Raw genomic sequence first — 26,443 nt, 5'->3', positions numbered from 1 at the left:
GTTTTGTAGTAAATGAGTATATTTACTACATATTTTTTCGAGAGACGGGAGTGTATTTATCATGAAACAATTACGGATTCCTGCTTTTTTGCATGACGTCTTCGGTGAAAAGCAGAGCATTGGCTCGATCGCAGTTATCTTGCTGTTCGGTGGAGTGCTCACAACTGCTCTCTATTTGCGATTCCCTGAACTCACGGAGAGCTTGCCCATTTGGCGCAGTACATTGGCATTGTTGCTTGTATTCGATATATTTTCTGGCTGCCTAGCGAATTTTACGATCTCAACTAGCAATTTTTATGCAGCACGTAAAAAAAATCGAATCGTCTTTATCGCCATTCACGTCCATATCATCCTGGTTGCATTTCTCTTACAGCAAAACCTCGCGTATTCCATAGGGGTATGGGCTTATACGATTGTAGGGGCTTTTGTTGTGAATGCTCTTATTGGGCATCGTTCGCAGCTGTTTGTCGCAGGCATTCTCCTGTCTGTTGGCCTTGGCTGGATACCATTGCTCCCGGGTATGCATCCGTTTCTGTTGATCACCTGCTTATTCTTTATGGTAAAAGTGTTGTTTAGCTTTGCTGTCAATCATTATGGGAAAGTAATCGACGACACAGGTACAGAAAAATGAAGACTTCCTACCGCATATCCAAACTCACAAAGTCGGATAAACCCGCATTCGTCTCACTCATGAGCAGGGCATTTTCGCGTGATCCACTCTTTCTACACGTATTTGGGGATTCAGAGCTCGACCATACAGCCAGAAAAAGCGTGACAGCTTTTCTGTCTTTTCTGTTTGATAAGAGCTTTCTATTTCATGAGGAAGTATGGGGTATTTTTAACGAAGACAGCTTACTCGGCACATACGTCGTCGAGAAGCCACAAACCAGCAAGCTTCCGAATTTAAAAGGGGGCTTGCTGTTAATCGGTATGCTAATTCCTTTAGTATTTCAACTGTCAGGAAAAACGCTGATGCTCCTTAATTCTTATATGCGCATCACACGTTCTGCCGCTCCTCCATGGAAGCATCACTACCTCATTATGATTGGTGTAAAACCGGAGGCTCAAGGCAAGGGAGTCGGCAAAACCCTGATGCAACACCTGTTTCAAACCATAGAGGATGACCACGAATCACAGGGAATCGCGCTGGATACGGAAAAGGAAGAGAATGTCGGTTTGTATCGCAAACTAGGATTTACGTTACGAGAACAAACCAAAATCGATGATGTACCTGTATTTTGTATGGTCTATCAAAAAAATCGCTAGAATGACGGATACATGCTGCCGCCACTTCGCATTATGTTACAATTATTGTAAGAAATACGCATACAGAAGGAAGCGAGTTGATCTTATGAAAAAGAAAGTCATCCTGGCCGGCGGCACTGGCTTTATCGGCAAGTATCTGGCAGACAAATTCAATCAACTTGGCTACGAAGTCATGATCATCGCAAGAACTTTCCCTCATATAACGTGGGACAATCACGCAAAGATCGTGGAAGCTTTGGAAGATTCCGAGCTGCTCATCAATCTGGCGGGCAAATCCGTCAATTGCCGTTACCATGACAAGAACAAGGAAGAAATCCTGAAATCTCGAACAGAGACCACTCACATACTCGGCAATGCTGTTTTGGCTTGCAAAAACCCGCCACCGCTTTGGATCAACTCGAGCACAGCCACCATCTATAGGCATGCGGAGGATCGCCCCATGACAGAAGGAAGCGGGGAGCTTGGAACAGGCTTTTCCGTTGATGTCGCCAAGGAGTGGGAGTCTGCCTTCTTTTCCTTTGATTTGCCTCATACGAGACAAGTTGCCTTACGCATGGCAATCGTGCTGGGGGAAAACGGCGGTGTGATCGAGCCTTACAAGAATCTGGTTCGCTTTGGTCTTGGCGGTGTCCAAGGATCGGGCAATCAGCGTTTTAGCTGGATCCATGTTGAAGATGTGTATCAAATTATTCTCTTTTTGAAAGAACGGGGAGATTTAAGCGGCGTATTTAATTGCTCTTCTCCACATCCCGTCACAAACCGTGAGTTCATGCAGCATTTCCGAAACGTCATGAATCGAAGCTTCGGACTACCTTCTCCCAAATGGATGCTGGAAATGGGAGCGGTCATGATCGGAACAGAAACAGAGCTGGTCTTGAAAAGTCGCTGGGTCATTCCAGAAAGGCTTGAGCGTGAAGGGTACCAGTTTCGCTTTGCCCATATCGATAAGACGTTGCAGGATATCTTGAAATGACCGGCAAAGCCTCAACCAACTATGTTCTGCATGCAAAAAGCAAGCAATTTTACTGGGAAGGGGAGGGGCAACTCTCTATCAAGACATTCCGGAAAGGAAGGGCACATTACAAGACGAGCAAAGGCTTTTTTGCTGTGGAAGAAAATCGTTATCTGCTGCTGAACGAAGGGGATTACACCATTTCGATTGATGATTCCGAGGAAGTTGAATCGTTTTGTATTTTCTTCAAGCATGGTTTTGCAGAGGAGATTTTCCAATCGCTCAAGGAATCGACGGATAGACTACTTAGCGATCCTTATAAAGACACAGCTTCTATTGGTTTCTTTGAAAAAACCTATGCTACGAGCCATACACTCGCTTCCCAGTTAACGACTCTGAAAGATGGTCTCACCTTCCTTGATCGGGAATCCATCGGTTATGAAGAACAATTTCACCAAATTATGCGGACCATATTGCTCGGACACCTCGATGTAAGAAAAGAAATAGACGCGTTGCACGCGCTTCGACAATCGACGCGCGAAGAACTCTATCGAAGAGTCAGTACCGCCCATGATTATATACGGGCTTTTTATGATCAACCAATTAGGCTCGATGAGATCGCACAGACTGCTTGTCTATCTCCCAACCATTTATTGCGAGCGTACGCCCAAGTGTATGGAAAAACGCCCCACCAGCATATTTCGGAATACCGGATACAACGAGCCAAGCTACTGTTAGCTAAACTGGACTTCAGTATGACAGACATCGCCTTTGCGCTTGGATTCCATAACCCCGTTTCCTTTAGCAAAATGTTTAAACAGCATGTCGGCATTTCTCCTCTGTCATTCAGAAAAAAAGTGATTTTGGATAAGAATTAATCAATGAATTCGTTTATGCTGATGAGGAGACGCGAACAAAAGGGGGATTTTATCATGAAAACGAACCTGATTCAAAAAGTAGGGCAAATCGGCATCCCTGTCAAAAACATGGAAAAAGCCGTCCATTTTTACAAAGAGCAGCTCGGGCTCCCTCTTTTGTTTCAGACAGACAATATGGCGTTCTTTGAATGTAACGGACTTCGTCTCATGCTGAGCTTACCGGAAAAAGAGCAATTTGCACATGCCAGCTCCGTCCTTTACTTTCAAGTGGATGACATTCAAACTGCTTTTGAAGATTTGAAAAAAAGAGACGTTACGTTTATCGACGAGCCACATCTCGTAGCCAAAATGGGGCAAACGGAAACCTGGATGACCTTTTTTAAAGACACAGAAAAGAATACACATGCCTTCGTGAGTGAAGTACAAGGGGAGACCGTTTAAGTTTGAACGGTCTCTTTTTTTATTTTCCCAAAAATCCCGCGACCTTTTTCCAGTTTCTTACGACTAATAGGTGAGCAGTATATTTCGGGGTTTAGGGGGAGCCTTTTTGCATGATATAGAGCAACAGATATTGTCCATCCATAAGCAGTACCATCTGGATATTTATCAGTTCCTTCTCTACTTTACTGGAAATCACACCGAAGCTGAGGACCTGACTCAGGAAGTTTTTATTCGTCTGTTAAAGGCTCTTCCCACCTATGACGGACGCTCTGAAATGAAGACGTGGCTCTTTTCCATTGCCAAATATACAGCGATTGATGCGTACCGCCGCAGAAAAATGTACGAGCTGTTACCGAGCGAGTGGCTGAAAAGACTTCATTCCAAAGAGGGCATTCCAGAGAGCTCTTGGGAGAGCAAAGAAACGCAGCATGAATTGATGAATGCGATTCGAACGTTAAAACCCGCGTACCGTATGGCTGTTTATTTACGTGGAATCAAGGAATTCAGCATCAAAGAAACAGCAGAAATCCTCGGATGTACAGAATCCAAGGTGAAAACTGATTTTAGCCGGTAATCACGAGTCTAAAGGTCGCAAATTTTATAAAGAAACCTCCAAATCACTTTACTAGTGAATGTGGAGGTTCCTATCTAGCCTTTCACGGTAGCAATCGGTGCCACCTCAGCCACAATCTCAGCCATACCATGATCGACATGCGACTGAATCACCGGTGTAATATCTTTATAGGCATACGGCGCCTCTTTTTTCAGCTCTTCTTCCCATTTCTTCAAAATATCGCTCCGTCCACGCAAGTCCGCCCGTTTCGGGTCAATCGGATTGATCACACGGAAGTTGGCAAGAAACTCGCGAAATCGGTCATCGTCTACTTTCACAGCATCCCCGCGAGAGAGTGCACGACCGGCGCCATGACTTGCGCTATACAAGCTATCCCGATTGCCGAGCCCCGCCAAAATAAAGCTGTGCGAGCCCATGGAACCGGGGATAAACACAGGTTCGCCCGTATACTGAAACGGCGTGCCCATCATTTGCTCGGCCGACTTCGCCGTACACGACCCTTTCCGATGCAAAAATCCGCCCACCTGCTCCAGCTGCTCTTCCCACAAATAATTATGAGGCGCATCGTACAACAGCCGGTGTTCAAAATCGCCCAACACATCGGAAATCGATTTGTACATCATCAGGCCCAGCATCAATCGATTGGCAAACGCAAAGTTCGCCGCATTGTGCAGGAGACTCCAAAACATTTTCCACTGCGGCAGGGAACGCTCCGAAAGAGGCAGTGGATACATCCCATTATCCGGATGCTTCAAGGAAGTCGGGTACATCTTTTTCAGCATCTCTTTGATCCATGCCCCACTGTTATACCCAATAGAAACGGAGCCCGTATGAATCATGAGGACGACTTGCCCTTCCTTCAGCCCCCACTGACTGGCGATAGCACCCTGATGCACTTTTTTGACCACCTGAATCTCAAAAAAATGATTCCCTCCGCCAAGCGAGCCGATTTGTGCATCCCGGGAAAGCTCGGCAGGACCGAGAAAGTCATCGAGACCAATCGTCGATTCTGCGATAAAAGAACCCATTTTATTCACATGGCTCAAATCGAGCTCCTGCTGCTTCTCGTTGTAATAACGCCAAATTCCCTCGCCATTCGCTTCCTTGTGGCTGTCCAGTATGCCGATCAGGCCTTCCTTGAACATTTTTTCCCGCATATGCCGCGTCATGGGAATATTGCGGCCCCCTTCGAAAAAAACATGGCGCACATTCCGTTCAATGGCATCCAGATTTGTGCGAATCTGTTCCTCGTGCAAATCCGTGACATACAGACGCATCCCGCAGTTAATATCGTTGCCAATCGCTTGCGGCAGTACAAACCCACGTGTAAACAGCGTCGTGCCTACAGGGATGCCGCTCCCTTTGTGAAAATCGGGCGTAATGGCTACTTCCAAAACCCCTGTATTGGGATCGTCAAAATAATCGGGTGAATGCTTTTGCAGCGTTGCAATCGTTTCATTCACCTCTAAAAGTCGATGAAGCTCCTCTACCGCATTGTTTTCCACTTTTACTTCCGGATTGATGAAATATTTAATCGGCGTGTTGCTCAATGTAAAACCACCTTTGTTTGTTTTTCGAGAACGTACGTTCTTTATTTATCAAATAGAAAAAGCCGCTTCCAAAAGCTCATTTCTTCATGCGGGGATGAAAAAATGCAGCCTTGATTGCAGCCTCTACGCTTGGAGCTATTGGGTTATCGTACGGGTGTCATCTGCAACCGCAACCGATGGGAAACGGTGCTGGCTCACCCTTTAACCACGCAACAATCCGTTGATACATCGCGTAAAAGGCATACCTATAGAGTTGGATCCTATCGCTAAAACGTCCTGATTCATGCTTGATTACGTATGCGAACATGTTCGAATCCTCCTCCTTTCGTTTCTTGCTCACGATCTTACCATTGGATAAATTTTACTGTCAATACGAAAAGACAAAAGCCCCCAAATTATCGGGGGCTACCTTCCTCATAGTATTCTTGGAAATCAGAGTTTGGTTCTTACAACTCACCCTCCATAAACTTGATCAAGTACACATCAGCATGCGCGATAAGTTCTGTAAAGCTGCACAAATCCGCATACTCCTTATGCTCCTCATCATACAAGCCTATGCTACCTTTTTTCTTCGGATTCCACACAAGATGCAGATGGGAGTAGTTGTCGATTTCGGCAGACAAACGCAGTAGCTTTTGCCGCCCGACCTTCATCTCAATCGTATCGGTCAATGTGAAAAAATCGATGTACCCGATAGCATACTCATTTTCCGCCAGCTCAAGACGCAGCTCTTCTCCGGTAAGAAAGCTGATCAACTCGTCGGTCAGTTTATATTTTTGCAGCTCGTACTTTCTGTTCTCCACATCATGCAGCTCGGCAGGTTCCAGCGATTTCAAATACGCAGCCAACACCGTATCTTTATTGCTGACCGCGATGGTGTACGGCCGCTCGCCACCCTTTTCCGCTACCATAACGTCCGCACCGCGTTCAACCAAATACTTGACCATGGCGACATTCCCCATGCGCGTGGCTACTGTTAATGGGGTCGCTTGATACGGATACACCATATTTGGTTTGTTGTAATTGATGTCCACCCCATGATCGAGCAAGTAGGCCGTGGTCGTAAGGTCATGATCCGACACAGCTTTACGCAATACATCGCCCCCATGCAGTCTTATATCTAGTCCCAGCTCTTGAATGAGCGGGATGTTCTTTTTGTTGCCATAGTAAGCCTGTGAATAAGCGCCTGAGCGCACCTGATTGAGCATGTCCAGCTTGGCGCCTTGAGCTGCAACATAACGAACGATCTCTTCCTTGCAATAGCGTACTGCCATCAAAAAAGCTGGATTATTTTTCACATTCAAATCGATACCATGCTCTACCAGCAGCTTTACAACCTCCAACTTCTCCGATACGAGAGCCAGATCCAACGGGCTTATCGTCGTATATTCGCTAAGCACGAAGCCCTTTTCTATATCCCAGCCGGCTGCAATAGCATCTTGCAAAGCCGGAACATTTCCTTGATAAATATGCATCGCGATTTCTGGCAGCTCTTCAAATCCCCCGATACCTTTCAACGTGATCATTGATTACCCTCTCCTAACCTATGTCTTATGAAAAATATAGAAAATAAATTGGCAAAAAACAACAAATTATTACCTTATTCTCCTTTATTCGATTGAAAATACAGTCAATTATGTCTATTTTTGACGAATCTGCTCGATAAAAAGTTTTTTCCCAATAAAAGGAGTAGTCTTACGGGAAGAGAAATACTTATGCAAAACGTCTTATACATAATTTTTAAGGAGAGTGGACTGATGAAGAAGATGCGTACTCTCGCTTCTCTTACGCTTGCAGCATCACTCATGCTGAGTGGCCTTCCTTACAATGCACTGGCAGCGGCGGAGTTTAGCGAACAGGATTGGGAGAAAGTAAACGAATATACCAATGCGGAAGTAGAGCTTGGCTCCGAAATCTCGAAAATCTCCCCTCTGCTGAACACCAGTTCCAGCAAAAACGTCAGTGTCATTATTGAGCTGAACAGCGAGCCTTCGATCACAGCTAAACACGAAGAAGGTTCAGAATCTTCCGTTAGATCGTTGCGAGCAAAAGTAGAGGAGGAGCAAGAATCTTTCCTCGATGAGGCAAAAGACAACCAGGTCAAACTGAAGGTAAAGCGCAAGTTTGAGCATGTATTCAACGGGATGGAAGTAACGGTATCAGCCGACGAGTTGGAAGAACTGGCTGGACTGCCGCAGGTGAAACGCATTTATCAGAATACGTATTATGAGCTTCCTGAGATTGATGCCGTCAGCGAGAAAGCATCGTCTACCAAATGGGATCAGGCCCCTCTCCAACAAATCGGCGTTCTCGATATGTGGAAAGAAGGTTTGACAGGGAAAGGATTGAAGGTCGGCGTCATCGATACGGGTGTCGATTACAAGCACCCTGATCTCAAAGATGCCTATAATAAAGGCGGATATGACTCCTTCGACAATGACAAAGACCCTTATGAACAAGCACCAATCCCTGTGGAAGAGGATCGCGATGGAAAAGGATATGAAGGCTCCAGCCATGGCACTCACGTCTCCGGCACCATCGTAGGACGCGCCAAAAACAGGACCTCAGATGTACAGGTAAAAGGGGTTGCCTACGGTGCAGACCTCTACGTCTACCGCGTATTGGGCCGAGGCGGCGGTAGCTCCGCTCAGGTCATCGACGGTATCGAAAAAGCGGTGAAAGACGGCATGGATGTCATTAACCTGTCGCTTGGCTCCGCTATGGAGAAGGACTCTGACTCCCCAGATGCCATCGCTGTGAATAACGCGGTGCTGTCTGGTGTGATCACGGTCGTATCGGGTGGGAATTCAGCCGATGATGAACGCGGCAGACATTTCTATACGGCAGGATCACCTTCTGGAGCGAGGCTGCCGATCACAGTTGCAGCGGTAGACTCCCCTACCGTGCAATATGACGGCTCAGCAACCTCATCCTTTGGAGCCAATTACGAGTTCCCTGTAATGGCATGGCAGGTCAGAAAGGATAACTTCTCCTCCATTATCGGAACCAAAGCGCTGCCAGTCGCCTATGCCAACCTTGGCTCTCGCAGCGATTTTGAAAAGGCAAATGTAAAAGGCAAAGTCGCTCTCGTTTCCCGTGGTTCTCTCGGCTTCACGGAAAAAATCGAAAACGCCCGAAAAGCTGGTGCTGTCGCTATCGTGGTCTTTAACGGTAACGACGTCGACGGGGATGGCCAAGCCGACCTAGATATCCGTGATCGCGAAGGCTATGTCAACACGATCCTGGGTGACCAGATCGAAGCGATCCCTACCTTTGACATGAAGGGTCTGGAAGGCCGAACACTGGCAAAAGAGCTGCTGGCTGACCCTGAAAAAGCAAAAACACTGACGTTTACGTTCTCAGGAAACTACCCAAGCACAAATGATCCGGGCGACCGCATCGCCGGATTTAGCTCTCGTGGTCCAATCATGGGCGACGATTACAGCATTAAGCCGAATCTAGCTGCGCCAGGTGTAGCCGTCCTGTCCAGCTATCCATCTTGGAGCAAGCTTATCCCTGACGCCAAGTACGACAAGGCATACGCCCGTCTAAACGGTACAAGTATGGCAGCTCCGCACGTTTCCGGTCTAGCCCTGCTGTTGAAACAGGCACATCCGGACTGGACACCTGCCGATATCAAGGCAGCGCTCGCGAACACTTCAAAACCGCTGTATAGCCCAGACGGCTTACTGTACGATGTGTACTCCCAAGGTGCTGGCCGTGTGAACGGCTACGCCGCATCGAAAACACCTGCTGTTCTGACAACGGTCGAGCAGCTCACCATTTTGGGCGAAGATTTTGAGCCGAAGACCATTCCGTACTATGCGGATAACGTTTCCTTTGGCTTGCTGAAGGCTGGCAGCAACACCGTCACGAAAACACTCCAGCTGAAAAACCTGTCCAAGAAAGAAGTTTCTTACGAAGCAGAAGTAATCATGCATCCATCCGTCACGACAGATCCGTACAAGCCTGGCTCCAAATCGCCAGATGTCGATGACATCGATGTGGAAATCTCCGATGATTCCATCTCCGCTAAAAAAGGCGATGCGACCACATTTGAGCTCAACCTGTCCGTTGACTCCGATGCAAAAGACGGCGTGTATGAAGGGGAAGTCCTGCTGAAAGCGAAAGGCAACCCTGACCTGCGCCTGCCGTTTGCTGTACACGTGGGAGACAAGCGTGAGGATACCAACTTCGGTTTCGACAACCTGAAGCTGTCCGATACGACGATCACGCCTGATGGCGATGGCAATGAGGATTCGTTCACACTCGAAGCTGAGCTGCAAGCAAAAGACGTGAACCAGATCTCTGTTGAAGCATGGAACATGGACGATAAATACATCGGTACCCTCGCATCCGTGTTCAACAATTACGCACTGATTGCACCAGGCCCTATCACCTTCTCTAATCTCGATGGTACCTACTACGATGGTGGCCAAGTAGCGAAGAAGCTCGATCCAGGAAAATACAAGCTGAAGCTCGTCGGTCGAAGCGTTGACCAAAACAAGCCGAAGGGTGAGCAGATTGTAAAAGAATACGAGGCTTGGAAATCCTTCATGATTAAGGCATCGAATAAAAACGCGGTCTTGTCTAAGGTGGTTGAAGAAGCCGTAGATCAATTCGAGATTGAGATTGCGAACACCACAGAGCTGGATCAGCCAGTGCTTGCCCTGCCGGAAGAAAGCGATGATGTGACTTATCAGGTGACAAAGAGCTCTGATGAGGCGTTTATCGATGGCGAGGGGATTTTGAAGGAGCTGCCTGCCGAAGGGGAAGAGACCGTTACGCTGTACGTGACGATTACTTCTAAGGAAGATGAGTCGGTTACGCAGACTGTGAAGGTGAAAGTGACGTTGGAGGCGGTAGTAGAGTAGTCTGCTATGACGCTTCATAGATAAAGGAAGGCTCCGCCATGGTGTATGGCGGGGCCTTCTTCCTTCATCTCCCCCACTCCTACTCTGCGAAATCAAAAAAAGAACCTCCGATCAAAAAATGGATCAAAGGTTCCAAAAGATTGCTCTTAACTAATTAACTATAAGCCAGTTCTTTTTCGGCGAGACCAAGCACCTCGTCTGTCGAACGTTGAATCTCTTGAAGAAGCTCTTGGTTTTGCAAGAGTGACACGCCATAAGAAGGAATCATTTCTTTGATTTTCGGTTCCCACTCAGCCATACGTTGTGGGAAGCATTTTTCTAATACCTCTAGCATAACCTGAACAGCTGTAGAAGCACCCGGAGATGCGCCGAGCAATGCAGCTACGGAGCCATCAGCGGCACTAACCACTTCTGTACCAAATTGAAGGGTACCTTTTCCAGCTGGTGTATCCTTGATAACTTGCACGCGTTGGCCCGCTACCACGATACCCCAATCCTCGCTTTTCGCATTCGGAATGAACTCCCGTAGTTCTTCCATGCGCTTTTCGTGCGATAACATCACTTGTTCGATCAGGTATTTGGTCAATGCCATTTCTTTTACGCCTGCCGCCAACATCGTGATGACGTTGTTCGGTTTTACAGAAGTAATCAAATCCATATTGGAACCTGTTTTTAAGAACTTTGGCGAGAATCCCGCAAAAGGTCCAAACAGCAAGGATTTTTTGTTGTCGATGTATCTGGTATCCAGATGCGGTACCGACATTGGAGGAGCTCCGACCTTTGCTTTACCGTACACTTTTGCATGGTGCTGCTCTACCACTTCTTGATTTTTACAAACCATGAACAATCCGCTTACCGGGAAACCACCGATATGTTTGGACTCTGGAATACCGGTTTTTTGGAGCAGATGCAAGCTTCCGCCGCCACCGCCGATAAAGACGAATTTGGCAATATGGTCTTCGATGTTACCGGTACCCATATTGTACACTTTCATTTTCCACATGCCGTCGCTCGTACGTTTGATATCCTCAACAGCATGGTTGTAGTTAATCTCGACGTCTTTCGTCTTCAGGTAATCGAACAACATACGTGTCAAAGCACCAAAATTGACATCGGTACCAGAGTCGATTTTGGTTGCAGCTATTGGTTCATTCGATGCGCGGCCTTCCATGATGAGTGGAATCCATTCCTTCAGTTTTTCAGGGTCATCGGAGTATTCCATCCCTTGAAATAGAGGATTGTTTGCCAACGCTTCAAAACGTTTTTTCAAAAAGCTTACATTCTTTTCGCCTTGTACCATACTCATATGAGGTATTGGCATGATAAAGTCTTGCGGATTTTGGATGAGATTGTTTTTTACAAGGTAAGCCCAGAATTGTCTGGACAGCTGAAAATGTTCATTGATTTTAATCGCTTTGCTAATATCTATAGACCCGTCAGCTTTCTCGGATGTATAGTTCAGCTCACAGAGTGCCGCGTGGCCAGTACCCGCATTATTCCATTCGTTAGAGCTTTCTTCGCCTGCTTTTGCGAGTTTCTCAAAAACTTTGATTTCCAACTCCGGTGCCAATTCTTTCAGTAATGCTCCCAGAGTTGCGCTCATGACCCCTGCACCAATCAAAATAACGTCTGTTTTTTGCTGTATGGAGCTCATATTACCCTTCCTTATCTACTGTTTTTGTAAAAAAGAAGTAGTAGCTCCTTGCCCCGTTGCAAGACGCTACGAAAACATCTTACCTTTCACAACTATAACTATATCATAGAAATTATTTATTGATTCAATTATCTATTATAATTAGAGGATTAATAACTATTTAATGTTGGTAAAAAAGAGAGGATTGTCTAGAAAAGGTTATAGGAACATATAAAAACCAAGGCCTTACCTTAGCTTCTTGCAGGGGTGAAGGATTTGGTTTGTTGTTACCAGCGAGGCGCTTACCATATAAATTTTTTCATTGCATATGGCAAAACTTAGTAAAATATATAGACCTTAATCTCATGTCTAAGGAGAGATGGAGATGAACTCTTTGACCCACCTGACAAACAACATTCCGTGGCAGCGTTTGACGACAGCCTATGGGAGAGGAACGGACATTCCGCGGCTTATTGAGACCGGGCAATATGAGGAATTGGCCAGTCTAATCGAGCACCAAAGCACCTTGTGGCAGACGACGCCGTGGGTGTTGCTGATTCTCCTGCAGGAGCTTGCCAAACAAAAACCAGAGCAGATCTCTTCGCAGGAAATTCAGTTGTACTTGGCTGTAGCTTCGGCTATAAACGTGGACGAAATGGATTCCCAAAATGCTGCTGAGTCCATGAACGAGCTATTGGACGAAAAGTACTTATGGCCAGAGGACGAGGAAGACGATGAATTATGGTGGGAAGAAGAGGAGCCCCGGGGTTATGAGCAGAAAGCATTTTTCAGCTATTTTTCTTTCAGTTATTCGCTGCTAAAAGATGCCATTCCCGTTTTCACCGCAATTATGGAAGGGAATGATAAGCTCGCTCCCGCTATTCAAGAGCTGCTGCTTATGCTTCAGTCAGAAGAGGCCAGTGCTGACGAATAGGTGTCGGAGTCTCCTTGATAGTCCCCACCCCCGTCACCTTATGATGGGGTGGGTATTCCCAACTGCTGTACGTAATAGCGATGTGCCACTTCTGCAATGCGATCTTGGTCTTCCCAGAAGCTCTGATCAAGCTTATCCAGCCGCTCTGCCTCTTCCTCAGTAAGGAACTGTGGAATATCCCAGAGTTGGGTGAGGCGGTTGTCTTCCGATAAATGCTCGATGCAAGCATATCCCGACTGGACGATTTCGAGTGCATGGACTGCCCCGATGGCTTGTAAGGCCCGTACCGCGTAGATATATGCCTCTTCTCCCCAGTTGCAAAAAAACTGCAAAAACCCGCCGTTATATACATCAGCTTCCAACAACCATAAGGCGGCAATCTCTTGTTCCTGTGAGGTCAGTGTGTTCCAGCCCGAAGCATTCTTTTTCTGCACAAAGGCTGCGGCATAATCGAACCATACGTCATGGATATCCATCTTACTCAACTTGTACGCCCCCTTAATGTTTAACCCCTTCTAGATCAGCAGTGCACAAACGACACGAAATAAATTAATCTTATATGAATACATAATCGTTTGGTAGATGGGAGTAGCTTCGCGTGGCTGGCGTCGAAATAACCCTTAAGCACCGGAAATTTTTTAAAAAAAAGAATCGTTTAGGAGGCTACCATGGATCAGGCACTTATCGAACAGTTGGATCGCTGGCATGAAGAAGACGAACACCAGCAAATTGTGGACTCGCTGTTAAGCCTCCCCGAGGAGGAACGAGACTATGAGGCAATCAGCCGACTGGGCAGAGCTTATAACAACTTGGGGCATTATGAAGAAGCGCTCAACCAATTGGAGAATATTGCTGAAGCAGGTCAGCAAGATCCAGTCTGGCACTTTCGGGTAGGTTTTGCCCTCTATCATTTGAAAAGATATGAAGAGGCGGCACAATCATTCCGTACCTCAGACAAGTTAGAAACCGGTAATCAGAATACCGAATCATGGTTAAAATGGAGCTTGCAAAAAGCGGAAAAGCAGCAAAGACAAGAGCTTCGGATGGCTGCCAAAAGAGCTGCTGCTGTTGAGGGTTCAGGATCGGAGGAAGTTCCTTTTTCGAACATGTCGCTTGAAGACTTTTGGGACGACAGCGAGTACGCGAAAAAGGCCTATCTATCCGAGCCACCCACGGATGAACTGATCGCATCGATCGAGGAAGAGCTGGGATACAAGCTCCCTGCCTCCTATCTTGCACTAATGAAGCAGCAGAATGGCGGAATTCCAAAGAACACCTGCTTTCCAACAGAGGACCCTACCTCCTGGGCTGAGGATCACATTGCCATTAGTGGTATTCTCGGCATTGGCCGTGAGAAAAGTTATTCGCTCTGCGGGGATCTTGGCAGTCAATTTATGATTGAGGATTGGGGATATCCCGACATTGGAGTCGTCATCTGCGATTGTCCTTCAGCAGGTCACGACGTAGTCATGCTGGATTACCGGGCATGCGGGAGAGATGGTGAACCCGAAGTCATTCACGTCGATCAGGAAAGCGATTATGAAATTACGTTCCTGGCTGAAAATTTTGAGGCGTTTATCAGGGGCTTGGTGAGCGAAGAAGAATACGATACCTCCGAGGAGGATAAGGAAGCGGCTCTCTATAAAGTGGCCCACGGGAAGTTTTCTTCCTTGCTAGAGGAGCTGTGCACGCCAGTATCGGAAGTGGAACAAATCGATCAAAAAATACGCAGCATTTGTACACGGATTGTAGAGGAAAAAGGCTATTTTTCTTTTCATGCGGATGAACTCTCGTATCTGATGTACGATGTGCAATTTTGGCTATACATAAAGTCATATCCCGATACCACTCGCGAACAGTACCTGGCTGTCTATGAGAAAATGATCGCCTTTGGTGGAGAATTCGGTCAAGGCGGCTATGCCCCGGGATGGATTAGCGAATGGCTGGACCGTCGCAAGAAGGAAGGGCAGATTGTACAGGAAAATGGGCATATCCGGTTTACAGATCAGTTCGCAGCGGAAGTGATTCAGCAGCTGCGAGAAGCCTAAAAGACAAAGGTAAAGACCATCCTTAACGGGATGGTCTTCTCTTCGCAGCCACACTACTCATGAAAATCGAGTCCCGATCTTACTTCTTTCACATACCCTGCCCGAATAACGAAATCTCCGAAGTGCTCGCCTTCCTCACGTTCCTTCGCATACCGATTTAAAATTGGCCGCAGCTCATTTAATATTTCTGCTTCTCCGATGTTTTCACGATACAGCTTGTTCAATCGATTGCCGGAGAAACCACCGCCCAAATACATGTTGTATTTACCGACAGCCTTCCCAATAAAAGAAATTTCTGCGAGTGCAGGTCTTGCGCATCCATTAGGGCATCCTGTCATGCGAATGACGATTTCCTCATCGCGCAAACCCGCCTCATCCAAGATCAGCTCGACCTCATCCAGCAGTGTAGGCAAATAACGCTCCGCTTCAGCCATCGCGAGTCCGCAAGTCGGCAACGAAACACAAGCCATGGAGTTTCTCCGCAGTGCAGAATAGGAAGTTCCATCGGTGAGCCCGTATGCTTGAATGATCTGTTCGATTTCCGGCTTCTTTTCACTGGTGACATTTCCAATGAGGAGATTTTGATTCGGCGTCAGGCGGAAATCCCCTGTATGCACCTTGGCAATCTCCCGCAGGCCGGACTTCAGGAGATAGTTGTCCTCGTCTTTTACACGGCCATTCTGAATGAAAAGGGTAAAATGCCAGTTATCGTCACTCCCTTTCACCCAGCCATAGCGATCGCCATTATGCTCGAAGTGATAGGAGCGTGCCTTCTCCAGCTCCCAGCCCAGTCGTTGCTCCAGTTCATGGATAAACCATTCGATACCTCGGTCGTCGATTGTATATTTGAATCGAGCGTGCTTCCGCACCGCGCGATCTCCGTAGTCTCTCTGGATCATGACCGTTTTCTCGGCGACATCCAAGACTTGTTCCGGTGTGACGAAGCCGATCACCCGCGCCACCTGCGGATACGTTTTTGGATCGCCGTGGGTCATTCCCATTCCGCCTCCGACCGCAACGTTGAAGCCCAGCAGTCGACCGTCCTCATGAATGGCGATAAAGCCCAAGTCCTGAGAAAAAACGTCAACATCGTTGGCAGGCGGTACGGCGATGCCGATCTTAAACTTGCGTGGTAAATAAACAGGCCCATAGATCGGTTCTTGCTCTTCCCCATCCCGACTGTCGACAACCTTTTCTTCATCCAGCCAGATTTCATGATAGGCGCGGGTACGGGGATCGAGATGATTGCTTATTTTTTTTGCCCATTCGTAAACCTCTTGATGAACTTCCGACTGGTACGGATTCGGGTTGCACATGACGTTGCGGTTGACGTCCCCACAAGCAGCCAGTGTACTAAGCAAGGCTTCGTTTACTTCTTGAATCACCTGCTTCATATTCCACTTGATCACGCCATGCAGTTGGAAAGACTGACGAGTCGTCAGGCGAATCGTTCCATTGGCAAACTGCTGGGCGATATCGTCCATCATGAGCCATTGCTCTGGTGTGACAACGCCACCAGCGGCACGCACGCGCACCATGAATTGATAGGCCGGCTCCAGCTTCTGTTTGCTCCGTTCGTTACGAAGATCCCTGTCATCCTGCATGTAGCTGCCATGAAATTTCATCAGGCGGTTATCATCCTCAGGGATGGACCCTGTAATTTTGTCTTCCAGTGTTTCCACCAGGCTCCCCCGCAAGTAATCGCTTTTGCGTTTAATGTCTTCTACATCGCTGTGAGGAGCACTGTTTGGCGAAAGCAAATGATTTTCTGACATGGTTTCATCTCCCCTCTCATTCTTTCTCAAAAATCAGTAGACATCTCGCTGATAGCGTTTTTCCTGCTGCATCTGCTTCAAATACGCAACAGCTTCCTCTGAATCGAGTCCGCCCTCTTGTTGGAGAATGATGACCATCGCTGCGTGAACATCGTGCGCCATCTTTTTCTCGTCTCCGCATACGTATACGTGCGCCCCATCTTGTAGCCATTGATAGAGCTCCTTGCTCTTCTCAAGCATCCGGTGCTGAACATACACTTTTTCGCTTGTATCTCGAGAGAACGCGACATCCATGTGCGTTAATACGCCTTTTTTGAGCCAACGCTGCCATTCGAGCTGATAGAGAAAATCTGTGGAGAAATGCTGGTCACCAAAGAAAAGCCATGTCTTGCCCGTCGCCCCAAGCTCCTCCCGTTCTCCCAGGAAGGCACGGAATGGAGCGACACCCGTGCCGGGACCAATCATGATCAGCGGGGCGTCCGGGTTAACCGGGAGCTTAAAGTTGGGGTTATGCTGTACAAATACTGGCAGCGTATCACCCGTCTCCAAACGATCCGCGATATAGCTCGAACAAACGCCGTAACGATCTCGGCCACGAGCTTGATAGTGAACATTGCGAATTGTCAGATGAACTTCGTCTGGGTAGGACTTTAAGCTGCTTGAGATCGAATAGAGTCGCGGCGGCAGCTTTCTAAGTATGGAGACAAATTCTTTGGCAGGCACGCCTTTAAAATCGTAATCCTCCACCAGGTCCAGCAAATCCCGATTTCGAACATAATCGCGAAGCTCTTGCTCTCGCCCTTCCGCAAGCAGTTCCTGCAACCCGTTTCCTGATGATAGCTTTACTGCTTGTTCCAAGAGAGGCTTGGTGAGAACCGTGATTTCAAAATGGCTGGACAAGGCCTCTTCCAGCGTGCGCTCTTCCCCGTTTTTATGAATGGGAACGAGCTCTTCCGCCTTCCAACCCATCGTGTCAATCAGCTCACGGACAAGGGCAGGATGATTTTTGGGATAGATCCCCAAACAATCACCCGGTTCATACTCGAGATTGGAACCCTCAAGGGAGATTTCCAAGTGGCGAGTTTCCTTATCTGATCCGCGTCCGTTCAGATTCAAACTCTCCAAGACCACAGCCTGAAACGGATTCGACCGTGAATAATCGGTTTGTGACCCTGTCCCGATCACTGCACCGCCGACGATCGCGCTTGCAGCAGCAACCTGGGTTGCCGAAGTTTCACTGAGAGAAGCCAGGATCTGATTCATCCATTCAGAGGCTTGCTCGTCGTAATCTACATCGCAATCGACCCGGGGAGTAAGACGCTTGCCTCCTAGCTCTTCTAACCGCTTATCGAACTCTTTGCCAGTTTGGCAGAATAATTCATAAGAGGTGTCGCCTAATGCCAGCACGGAAAACCGCAGGCCCACCAATTGCGGCGCTCTTTTGCTGTGCAGGAATTCATGGAAGGAGATGGCATTGTCCGGTGGTTCACCATCCCCGTGTGTGCTTACCACAACAAGCAGGTTTTCAACCTTTTTCAACGCATTCGTCTTGAAGTCGCTCATGGAGGAAAGAGTTACGTGGAAGCCGTTCTCCTGAAGCTTTCCGGTCAGCACCTTGGCCAACTTCTGGCTGTTCCCGGACTGAGATCCGAAAAGCACTGTCACTTCTTTGGAAATGACTGCCCCATTCGCAGCTGAAGCGGCTTGAAACCCAGCGGCCATCGGTGCCTCCACTTTGTGAAGAGCTGCAAGATACCCGCTCAGCCAAACCTTTTGCACCTCCGAAAGCGTGGGCAGCAACCGATTTAGGAGCTCTACTTGTTCCTGACTGAAAGGACTGTCTGTCACCTTAAGTACCAACGATATGCACCTCACAAGAGAAAAAATTAATTCCGAGTATTCTTATATGATTATTTACTTTAAGCTACCACAGTAAGTAGAACCCGAGCAATTGGAATTCGTTATTATGATCATAAGCTTTACTAATCATTGGAAAACAGCTTAAAGAACCCCGATCCTAAGATAAGGACCCGGGGTTTTCTTCACTCAAATTCTTATGAGTCTCGACTCTATGTAGTGGCTACCAGGAATTCCTCGCCGCTTGGCAGCGAAAGACCATCGGTACGTTCGGTGAAGTAGCGCTGGTTAAGTTCTGCCGAGGATACATGCTGGAATTCTGAAAGAAAAGAAGGCGCCGCAGCACCTTTCTCGCATACCTCCAATAAATCGGGAGCAAATCTAGTATGCGATTCGTGAACAGAATAGCCCTCACAAAATGTGTTACACTACTATAAGCAACCAATTATATGAATATCCATGAATGGCTTCTTGGGGGCAAGTGATGAAACCATTGATAGTACGGACGATTCCCGGTGGAATCATAACCATCCTGATCTTTTATCTGGATTACTTCCAATTTAACCTTGTTGAAAAATTTCTCATGTTTGCGGCTTTCGTCATTGTGCCTCTTGTGATTGTAGTTTTGCGCTATGACGAAAAGAATAAACATCAACGGGGTATTTTTGCTGCTATCAAGCTACTTCAATTTCCCGCAGCGCTTCTCGCCCTAGCCTCTGTAATGGGCAGCAAGACGTGGGGGCTGGGAAGCACAGCAATACCGGGGACCCTCTCGCTCGGGTGGCTACTGTTCACATTCCTGCTCGGCATCTATGGCCTGACCATTATTGTGAATCGCAAGGGAAGAACAGAGGAAATCGCGATTGGCGCGGGGCTCGTTTACTTTTTTATCGGGGGCATTTGGTTCACCCTCTATCAGTATCAGTTTGACCTCTTCCAGGCTAAGCCCGCAACTCACGCCCTGAGTTCGCTCCACTTTCATTTCTCATCTGCAATCGTTCCGATTTTTATCGGTCTACTCGGACGGGTTATGACAAAGAAAAGCTGGTATCCTTGGATCGTTGCTGTCGATATCATTGGACCTATTCTGATCGCTATCGGTATTATTTTCTCGAAGCCGATTGAGTATATTGGCGTCACCTTGTTCGCCTGTAATATTGCGATTTACACGACTTATCTGCTTGGTTACTTGAAAAGAGGTTCTTTGCTCAATAAGTCCAACTTCTTTTTAGTCCTTTCTTGCATTTCCTTTTACACGATTGTTGTAGTTTCCATTTGCTATCCGTTATTGAAGAACATGTTTTCTTTAACCATACACGATTTCATTCCGATTTACGGGTCGCTGCATGCGTTTGGTTTTGTTTTATGTGGCCTGATTGGATGGGTGTACATGATAGATTCTCTTAAGAAACTAACAAAATAGGGTGTCTCCTAATTTGAGAGACAACTCAACGGAAAGAACTCTGCCGAAAAGTGCAGAGCATTTCCGAAAATGAAAAAAGGTCATTCCCCCGACCGTTTAGGCCGATGGGGAATAACCTTCTTAGATTAACCTATTCGTCACAACCAACTGTACCTGCAGGAGGAATTGTAATTTGTTGTGTAGCATTAACTAATAACTGTTGTGTCTGCAACACTTTTACAGTAAGGTCTAGGACAATTTTTTCAGTCAGGCTACTAAACGTTCCCTCAGGTGATGCTATAACCGGTGAAAAATCAAGTTCATAGAAGTTGGCAGCTACCAACTCACCAAATGGTTGTTCGTTGTATTTAACGAGATTTTGGAAGAAATTTTTATCCAAACGTGGAATCTGGCCATCATTCTCATTGAGGAAAAATGCTTTACTCGCCTCAGAGACACCAATAATTGGCCTTGTTAAAAATGTTCTGATGTCAGCAAAACCTGTAAAAGAAACATCCGCAATTGTATCTTGAAGTGCTCCACTACATCCAGCAGCAGCATATTCAATGTTTTTACGAATGAATCCTGCTACAAATAACTTGGCTCTTGTAACATTGAAAAAGTCAGTAGTACCAATACGCTGAAATGCGACAGGAACAAGTTTAACCTGATTGAGAAATACATGTTTTACCACTCTCTTAATCTCAGTTGCTGGTGGGTTAAGTGGAATATTTGCTTCTACAACGATTTGAAGTGTTGGCTCTACAAGTACCACTGGAACCTTAATGGTTGGTAAAGCTGCTTGAGAAATGATCGTGGTTGGTTCGACTGTTAATGGATTTTGTTCTGCCGAAAACACTGGACATGCGGGGGTCACTTGATTTGGATTGCTAGTGCTCATAATTGGAAATCAACTCCAATTTTCAATTTGAGTTTTTTAAACTCGATATCACTATATTCCGCATTCCTTTTTAAGTAAGGGCAATTCTCTTAGACAACATACCCATTTTACATGAATCGGTGTTTGATTCCGTTATTGCCTAAATTTTAGTGCCATCACAACTGATTCGAACCGGTTGAATTTGTAGTATGTGAACAATTAATTCTACTGCAATTTTTTGATGTAATTGATAAAAATTCATTACTGACTCTTTTTGAATTGTAGTACCATTTGTTTTGTCAGCGACAGAATACTCGATATTTTGATGTATATATCCCTCCAGGAATAAATCTCCTTCCCGAGCTTTTCTAGTTCCTTCCCCTAATGATGGATGAAATTGAGTAGGAACCAATCTACACTCCTTAAGGATTACCTCATTTGAGATTCCTTTAATACCCAGTATCTCTTCTTCAAACATAATATCCTCATCTAGAGGTATTTCAACCTTATATTCTCCAACTATAACTGGGACCCTGATATTTATGAAATGATGAGTAGGACAGGATATATGATTTGTTTCTGCTGAAATTGTATCTGGCGAGTCATGAATGGGAGCTACAAAAGTGTGATAAAGATTATCTTGTTTATTCATATTACACGTTTGAATAGTAGTAGTTAAAAATATACTTCCAGAAATTGTGGAATGAATTAAACGACCAAAAATCTCCTCCTGATAATGAGCTGTACTATTGACTAGCTTTGTATCTAATTGAGGTTGTTGTTTATTATTTAGGTCTATAAATTCAATTGTATTTTGATCTATACCGCCAAAAATGGGGGGATGAAGAAAATCCTTAATTTTTATAATAGTCGAAAATGGGCTTTTGTTTGTTAGCGAATAGATTCTTCCACGTTTAGGCGATTCGATTTGCGGATCATTAGTCGGTTCATCGACTTGCTCACTCTGAGAAACTTGCTCAATATCTTTGGAATCCTTCACTTCCATAACATTATCAGAAACAGAAAACTCATCGTCTTGAGAGTTGTGGTTACAATCAAAATTCTCAGCTATATGACAATAATGATAGTTTCCAGCTCTGCGATTTTTCACATCCGTTAGCTGTTTGCCATCATTCTTTTTATTTTTTTTGAGACGGATTTCTTTTTTTGGCGGTACCTTAGTGTTTTTACTATTCTTTTGTTTTAAACTGATCTGCCCCATCTTCGCATAATTTATCCATGGAGTTTTCACAATATTTCACTCCCAAATAAAGAAAATCATCGTTATATTAATATATGCTGTAATAGTGTTTTTGCCCTTAGGCTAATATATACATTGAAGATGTATTCTTATATAAGAGGTCGCCTCGGTTCATGCAAGCAACAAAGAGCCCACGCTCGACGCGGGCTCTTCTTGTATTTCATTCTATGGAGGTCTCCTCACAACTTCAAACAGCGCCTCATTTACTCCGGCGATAGAGATCGATGCTTTTAAAGCCTTCAGCCAAGACCGCCATCATTTCAGCTCGGCGCTTTGCCCGTGTCCCCTCTTGTACGGCACTATATACATACCGAGCCCAATCCTTTTGGTACCCGGGCGTGAGAGATTGGTAAAAAGCGAGCTCTTTTGGCGCATGACGCAAATCCTCTTCTATTTTCGGCACAAAGTCTATATAATCATCTACGCATTTACTCGGCTTATATGTAGCTTTTGCCGCCTTCTTTTTCTCATTTTTAAACCCGACAACCGTAAATACCTCATTCATGCCGACCATTCGATTAAATTTGATCGTGCTTGTCCCGATATAGCCATCTTCGTCGGCTCCTAATCCATCGAATAATTCATCCCGATGGATATAAGTCGGATAGACTTTATTCCCTTTCTTGGGATAAGCAACGTATAGAAGCCCTCCCTCCAATAAATAGCTATGGTCGATTACCTTCTTCATGAGCTCCTGCAAGGACTTTATATCCAGTACGAAGGCAAAAATCATGTCATATTGCACGTCTTTCAACTCATGGTCCGCTTCTTTAAGAACGGCTAAGCTCTCCTCACCCTCCGGTGTGTGTAAGACAGCCGTTTTTTGATATTTTTGCAGGTTCAGCTTCTCAACGATTGTTTTCGACATGATGCATCTTCCCCTTTCATTTCGGGTGGTACGGCTCGGAGCCAAGCCTATCTTACTTTCCACATATGTAAAGCTTTCGCAGAATTTCTCTTCATGTGTTCTATGTTTCCGTTCTATTATACCGTTAACGTTACAAATTTCATGAATGGGAGCACAGCAATAATATGATCGCGCTCTACAATAGGAACGGACATGTATGGCGGACATGAATTTGTTAGGGTACGGACACTTGGCCAATTCGATGACGAAGACCGAGATAATTTTTATTCCTTGTTAGAAAGTGATGGTGTAGGATAAACTGCACGAAAGGCTGACGGTTCCGGTGCCGAGGCACTGCGAAACGTCAGCCTTTTTGAATTTATTTTGCCTTGTAGAGTTGAGCGGAGAAGATACAAAGCATGGAAGAAGAAAGGGAATGTCTGATTTGCAAAAACTGAGGCATATCCCATTGTGCTACAAAGTGATCCCCATTAGTATACTATGGAAGGGGGCTGGTTCCGTTGAAAACAGCAAGTGAGATACTTTCGATAATCAGTAATGACAGTTTTTTAGAGAATGTCTTCAATAAAGATGTTGATTGGGACGCTGAATTAGACGCTAGGGATGCTGATGAATTTGATACGGCATGGAGTTCTAGTTACAAAAAAGTTGAGGAAATTGCCCCCTCTGAAAATACCGTGATTAGAGAAATTAGGGAGTTTGTGTTTAAGCAAACTTTTCGGATCACACAGAACTCAGAGCTGGCAGGGTATGCGTCCGACGACTTTGGTCTAATTTCCAAGGCGTTTGAAAATAAGATCAATATTGAATTTATCAATAGCCTGTGGGATTCCTATCTGCAAGGAAAATTCCCGAATTCCAGTATATGTGAATGAAAATGCAAAAATAAGGAAGGGGCTGTGGCGGTCAGCTCCTTCCTTTAATATTCAATCATTATTTCGTTACCCCAAGCAATGATAAATTCATATGCTTTCCATGAAGCCTCTTTCACGCTCTCATCTTACTACTCTATCGTTTCATAACGATTATTCTCCATCGCTTGCTTGATCCATCCATCGATCCGATCCTTAGGCAGCAGGATGTTTCCTCCATAAGCATTATTCTTATGAAAGCCCCAATCTCCATATACGAGCATATGGTACTGACTATTTAATTGTTTTACGAGTCCCCATTCGCCGAGATCTCCCTGTGCACCAGCACTGATAAATAGCCAGTTCCGGTAGTTGAATATGTAAGGATCTCCGAACATCTCAAAACCTTCTAAATAACCTGTGCTCCCATCTCTTTCTGGAAATCTCTCGTTGTAATCCTTAATCATCCATACATCTAAAATCTTTATGCACAACCAAGCTGTAAACTCATTCCGCTCAATAACACGCTCAATAGAACACCGAACAAATGAAGATTGTTCAATCTCTTCGGGATGCGAATCCCATCCATTAAAACTGGAGAGTACCGGAGTGTACATGATCCAAAAGGGTTCTCCAATCCTCATATGGAAAGGATGGGAAACCTTCACCGTTCTAACCTGACCTTGCTCAGGCGGGCGATCAGAACGTAGCCAATGTCGCTCATCCAACGGAGGAACTTCGTTTTCAGAATCTGACCATTCCATAATATCATTTTCGAAGCCAGCAATATCAAACAGCTCACTTTCCATCCTTATGCGCTCTGATACGCCTTTGCATACCCCGCATGTTAAAGCAACGAGCTCTTGTTCCATTTGCTTCAACTCCACTTTTCACCTTCTGTTTATTTTTCTTACGTGAACCATTTTCTCATACATTGAGTTCGTACTAGTAACAAACACTGGATCGATCCAAGTATTATTGACTGCTGTTATTCAGACTCAGTACCGCCAGTGTTTATACGCCTCTTGGCTCCACCAACATGATATGGCATTCCTTTTCGGCGAAGGGCTTCTGCTCGGCTCCCCCCGGGACAATAAACATCTCACCCTTGGAAATTTTCACCCGACCATCACGAAAATCAATGAACATCTCTCCTTCGAGTACCATAAATACCTTATCCGTACCTTGATGCTCATGCCATATAAAATCCCCAGCAATCTTAACGAGCTTAAATTGATAGTCATTCATTTCAGCAATGACTTTCGGAGACCAGAGATCGGTGAATGTAGATAGCTCCTCATTCAGATTGATAGCTTGGTAATGCATATTAATCCCTCCTTATTTTTTAACCTGCATGATTTAGAGCTTACGCAAGGCATTTGTTATGTTTTGTAAAGCGTATTCGATAGCTAATGGCCCTCCAGTAATAGCGGAAGTATCCATTAAATAGACATTGCCTTTCTTAACGGCGTTCAGATTATTCCATACCTTACTTTGCTTTAAGTCATTCATTAATATTTCCTTTTTTGTAATGTCACCTATAAGGAAGATGTGGTCTGCTTGAACAGTTGAAATTCCTTCAAACGTCGTAAATTTATTATTCGTACCTTCAAATGTATCATCAGGTGTAAGCCCCAGTCCCTTTTCTTTATCAAACGCAAGTGTATAGACAGGATTTCCTTCACCTAGAACATTAAAAGTTTTTCCATCCCAAGACAAAATAAGAGCTACTGACTCTCCTTGAATCGACTTTAATGCTTCACGCCCAGTTGTAATTTCTTTCATCATTTTATCAATGACTTTTTCCGCTTCGTCTTCTTTCCCAATAATCTCGGCTACTGTACGAAGTCCATATTGCCAATTTTCATAGATGTCCTTGGACTTTAACGTAATGACTGGCGCAACTTTTTCTAGTGAATCATACATTTTTTCATGTTGTTCTGTTGCTAAAATATAATCAGGCTCAATAGATAAAATTTTCTCGATACTAGGGGACAATTTGTCTCCTAATTCTTCAGCTGAATCCAGCTTTCCACTTAAATAAGATAAAGAAGATAGATACTCTTTATCAGTAGAAGCAGCAGGAGGCTCACCTAATGCAACTAATATTTCAGGATAAAAATACCATAATGCAGCCAATTTTTCTGGTTTGTTCTTGATAACAATTTCTTTACCTAACGCATCCTTAAATGTTCTTGGCCAATCAGGTGCATCTGCCTTAACTGCTGATGTAGATGTACTTTCTGCAGTTGATCCTTTATTTTCAGCAGGTGTTTCATTACAACCTGCTAGTATGCCTGCTAATAATAGCAGGGAGATTAGCAAGCCTTTCATCTTGTGCATACGCAATTCCTCCGACATGATGTTTTCTTTGGCTTGCCATCAGTATAGTTAAGTCA

Annotated in this window: 23 protein-coding genes and 1 pseudogene; 11 read left to right on the top strand and 13 right to left on the bottom strand. The window is 45.4% G+C overall.

Annotated features, from left to right (window positions below):
• The first annotated feature begins 61 nt into the window (after positions 1–61).
• From POF51_RS23525 to POF51_RS23500, 6 genes are all read left to right on the top strand, one after another.
• The gene (locus POF51_RS23525; RefSeq protein ID WP_069850085.1) at positions 62–631 is read left to right on the top strand and encodes a hypothetical protein; all 570 of its coding nucleotides are present in this window, start codon (positions 62–64) and stop codon (positions 629–631) included.
• A complete protein-coding gene (locus POF51_RS23520) occupies positions 628–1,266 on the top strand; it encodes a GNAT family N-acetyltransferase (RefSeq protein ID WP_271756191.1) in 639 nt (212 codons plus the stop codon). The genes POF51_RS23525 and POF51_RS23520 overlap by 4 nt, the downstream gene beginning before the upstream one ends.
• Positions 1,267–1,351: 85 nt before the next feature.
• On the top strand, positions 1,352–2,239 hold the full coding sequence (locus POF51_RS23515) for a TIGR01777 family oxidoreductase (protein WP_069850089.1): 888 nt from the start codon (positions 1,352–1,354) through the stop codon (positions 2,237–2,239).
• The gene (locus POF51_RS23510; RefSeq protein ID WP_069850091.1) at positions 2,236–3,096 is read left to right on the top strand and encodes a helix-turn-helix domain-containing protein; all 861 of its coding nucleotides are present in this window, start codon (positions 2,236–2,238) and stop codon (positions 3,094–3,096) included. Before POF51_RS23515 ends, POF51_RS23510 begins: the two co-directional genes overlap by 4 nt.
• Before the next feature lie 54 nt (positions 3,097–3,150).
• On the top strand, positions 3,151–3,537 hold the full coding sequence (locus tag POF51_RS23505) for a VOC family protein (protein WP_069850093.1): 387 nt from the start codon (positions 3,151–3,153) through the stop codon (positions 3,535–3,537).
• A gap of 106 nt (positions 3,538–3,643) precedes the next feature.
• Positions 3,644–4,111, top strand: a complete 468-nt coding sequence (locus POF51_RS23500) for an RNA polymerase sigma factor (protein WP_244521794.1) — start codon at positions 3,644–3,646, stop codon at positions 4,109–4,111.
• A gap of 74 nt (positions 4,112–4,185) precedes the next feature.
• Here the strand turns inward: POF51_RS23500 and POF51_RS23495 are convergent, their stop codons facing one another.
• The 3 genes from POF51_RS23495 to POF51_RS23485 all read right to left on the bottom strand — a co-directional run bounded on the left by POF51_RS23495 (position 4,186) and on the right by POF51_RS23485 (position 7,187).
• Entirely contained in the window at positions 4,186–5,661 is a 1,476-nt protein-coding gene (locus tag POF51_RS23495) for an RtcB family protein (protein WP_069850095.1), read from the bottom strand.
• Between the two features lie 157 nt (positions 5,662–5,818).
• Positions 5,819–5,968, bottom strand: a complete 150-nt coding sequence (locus POF51_RS23490) for a hypothetical protein (protein WP_170831615.1) — start codon at positions 5,966–5,968, stop codon at positions 5,819–5,821.
• A 139-nt stretch (positions 5,969–6,107) separates the two neighbouring features.
• Positions 6,108–7,187, bottom strand: coding sequence for an ankyrin repeat domain-containing protein (locus tag POF51_RS23485; protein WP_069850097.1), 1,080 nt, complete (start codon positions 7,185–7,187; stop codon positions 6,108–6,110).
• A 231-nt stretch (positions 7,188–7,418) separates the two neighbouring features.
• Between POF51_RS23485 and POF51_RS23480 the strand changes: the two genes are divergently transcribed.
• The gene (locus POF51_RS23480; RefSeq protein WP_271756186.1) at positions 7,419–10,535 is read left to right on the top strand and encodes a S8 family serine peptidase; all 3,117 of its coding nucleotides are present in this window, start codon (positions 7,419–7,421) and stop codon (positions 10,533–10,535) included.
• 154 nt (positions 10,536–10,689) lie between these two features.
• Here POF51_RS23480 and POF51_RS23475 read toward each other — a convergent pair whose 3' ends face one another.
• On the bottom strand, positions 10,690–12,189 hold the full coding sequence (locus tag POF51_RS23475) for a malate:quinone oxidoreductase (protein ID WP_106835551.1): 1,500 nt from the start codon (positions 12,187–12,189) through the stop codon (positions 10,690–10,692).
• A gap of 364 nt (positions 12,190–12,553) precedes the next feature.
• On the opposite strand from POF51_RS23475, the gene POF51_RS23470 reads away from it, so the two are divergent.
• The gene (locus tag POF51_RS23470) at positions 12,554–13,102 is read left to right on the top strand and encodes a hypothetical protein (protein WP_271756185.1); all 549 of its coding nucleotides are present in this window, start codon (positions 12,554–12,556) and stop codon (positions 13,100–13,102) included.
• A 38-nt stretch (positions 13,103–13,140) separates the two neighbouring features.
• Here the strand turns inward: POF51_RS23470 and POF51_RS23465 are convergent, their stop codons facing one another.
• Positions 13,141–13,587: a DMP19 family protein gene (locus POF51_RS23465; protein WP_069850105.1), complete on the bottom strand. Its 447-nt coding sequence runs from the start codon at positions 13,585–13,587 to the stop codon at positions 13,141–13,143.
• Between the two features lie 183 nt (positions 13,588–13,770).
• Here POF51_RS23465 and POF51_RS23460 point away from each other — a divergent pair, with 183 nt between their 5' ends.
• The gene (locus POF51_RS23460) at positions 13,771–15,150 is read left to right on the top strand and encodes an SMI1/KNR4 family protein (protein WP_069850107.1); all 1,380 of its coding nucleotides are present in this window, start codon (positions 13,771–13,773) and stop codon (positions 15,148–15,150) included.
• Between the two features lie 53 nt (positions 15,151–15,203).
• Here the strand turns inward: POF51_RS23460 and cysI are convergent, their stop codons facing one another.
• Both cysI and POF51_RS23450 read right to left on the bottom strand, forming a co-directional pair.
• Positions 15,204–16,925, bottom strand: a complete 1,722-nt coding sequence (cysI, locus tag POF51_RS23455; protein ID WP_069850109.1) for an assimilatory sulfite reductase (NADPH) hemoprotein subunit — start codon at positions 16,923–16,925, stop codon at positions 15,204–15,206.
• Between the two features lie 33 nt (positions 16,926–16,958).
• Positions 16,959–18,785, bottom strand: coding sequence for an assimilatory sulfite reductase (NADPH) flavoprotein subunit (locus tag POF51_RS23450; protein ID WP_069850111.1), 1,827 nt, complete (start codon positions 18,783–18,785; stop codon positions 16,959–16,961).
• Between the two features lie 481 nt (positions 18,786–19,266).
• On the opposite strand from POF51_RS23450, the gene POF51_RS23445 reads away from it, so the two are divergent.
• A complete protein-coding gene (locus tag POF51_RS23445) occupies positions 19,267–20,205 on the top strand; it encodes a YndJ family transporter (RefSeq protein ID WP_069850113.1) in 939 nt (312 codons plus the stop codon).
• 130 nt (positions 20,206–20,335) lie between these two features.
• Here the strand turns inward: POF51_RS23445 and POF51_RS23440 are convergent, their stop codons facing one another.
• The 3 genes from POF51_RS23440 to POF51_RS23430 form a co-directional block, all read right to left on the bottom strand.
• A complete protein-coding gene (locus tag POF51_RS23440) occupies positions 20,336–21,085 on the bottom strand; it encodes a CsxC family protein (RefSeq protein ID WP_069850115.1) in 750 nt (249 codons plus the stop codon).
• A 139-nt stretch (positions 21,086–21,224) separates the two neighbouring features.
• Positions 21,225–22,316: a BC_2427 family protein gene (locus POF51_RS23435; protein WP_069850117.1), complete on the bottom strand. Its 1,092-nt coding sequence runs from the start codon at positions 22,314–22,316 to the stop codon at positions 21,225–21,227.
• 208 nt (positions 22,317–22,524) lie between these two features.
• Positions 22,525–23,193 carry a YdeI/OmpD-associated family protein gene (locus POF51_RS23430; RefSeq protein WP_069850119.1) on the bottom strand — a complete coding sequence of 223 codons (669 nt, stop codon included), beginning with the start codon at positions 23,191–23,193 and terminating at the stop codon, positions 22,525–22,527.
• Positions 23,194–23,693: 500 nt separating this feature from the next.
• Between POF51_RS23430 and POF51_RS23425 the strand changes: the two genes are divergently transcribed.
• Positions 23,694–24,068, top strand: coding sequence for a hypothetical protein (locus POF51_RS23425; RefSeq protein WP_069850121.1), 375 nt, complete (start codon positions 23,694–23,696; stop codon positions 24,066–24,068).
• 128 nt (positions 24,069–24,196) lie between these two features.
• Here POF51_RS23425 and POF51_RS23420 read toward each other — a convergent pair whose 3' ends face one another.
• From POF51_RS23420 to POF51_RS23410, 3 genes and pseudogenes are all read right to left on the bottom strand, one after another.
• On the bottom strand, positions 24,197–24,931 hold the full coding sequence (locus POF51_RS23420) for a hypothetical protein (RefSeq protein ID WP_017246796.1): 735 nt from the start codon (positions 24,929–24,931) through the stop codon (positions 24,197–24,199).
• A gap of 101 nt (positions 24,932–25,032) precedes the next feature.
• A pseudogene (locus POF51_RS23415) lies at positions 25,033–25,370 on the bottom strand (cupin domain-containing protein).
• A 33-nt stretch (positions 25,371–25,403) separates the two neighbouring features.
• Positions 25,404–26,387, bottom strand: coding sequence for an ABC transporter substrate-binding protein (locus POF51_RS23410; RefSeq protein ID WP_069850125.1), 984 nt, complete (start codon positions 26,385–26,387; stop codon positions 25,404–25,406).
• Positions 26,388–26,443: the final 56 nt, after the last annotated feature.

Source organism: Brevibacillus sp. AG (assembly GCF_028369215.1).
Taxonomy (GTDB): domain Bacteria; phylum Bacillota; class Bacilli; order Brevibacillales; family Brevibacillaceae; genus Brevibacillus; species Brevibacillus porteri.
Note: the sequence above shows the minus strand (reverse complement) of the source record. Positions and strands in the feature narration are given on the sequence as shown.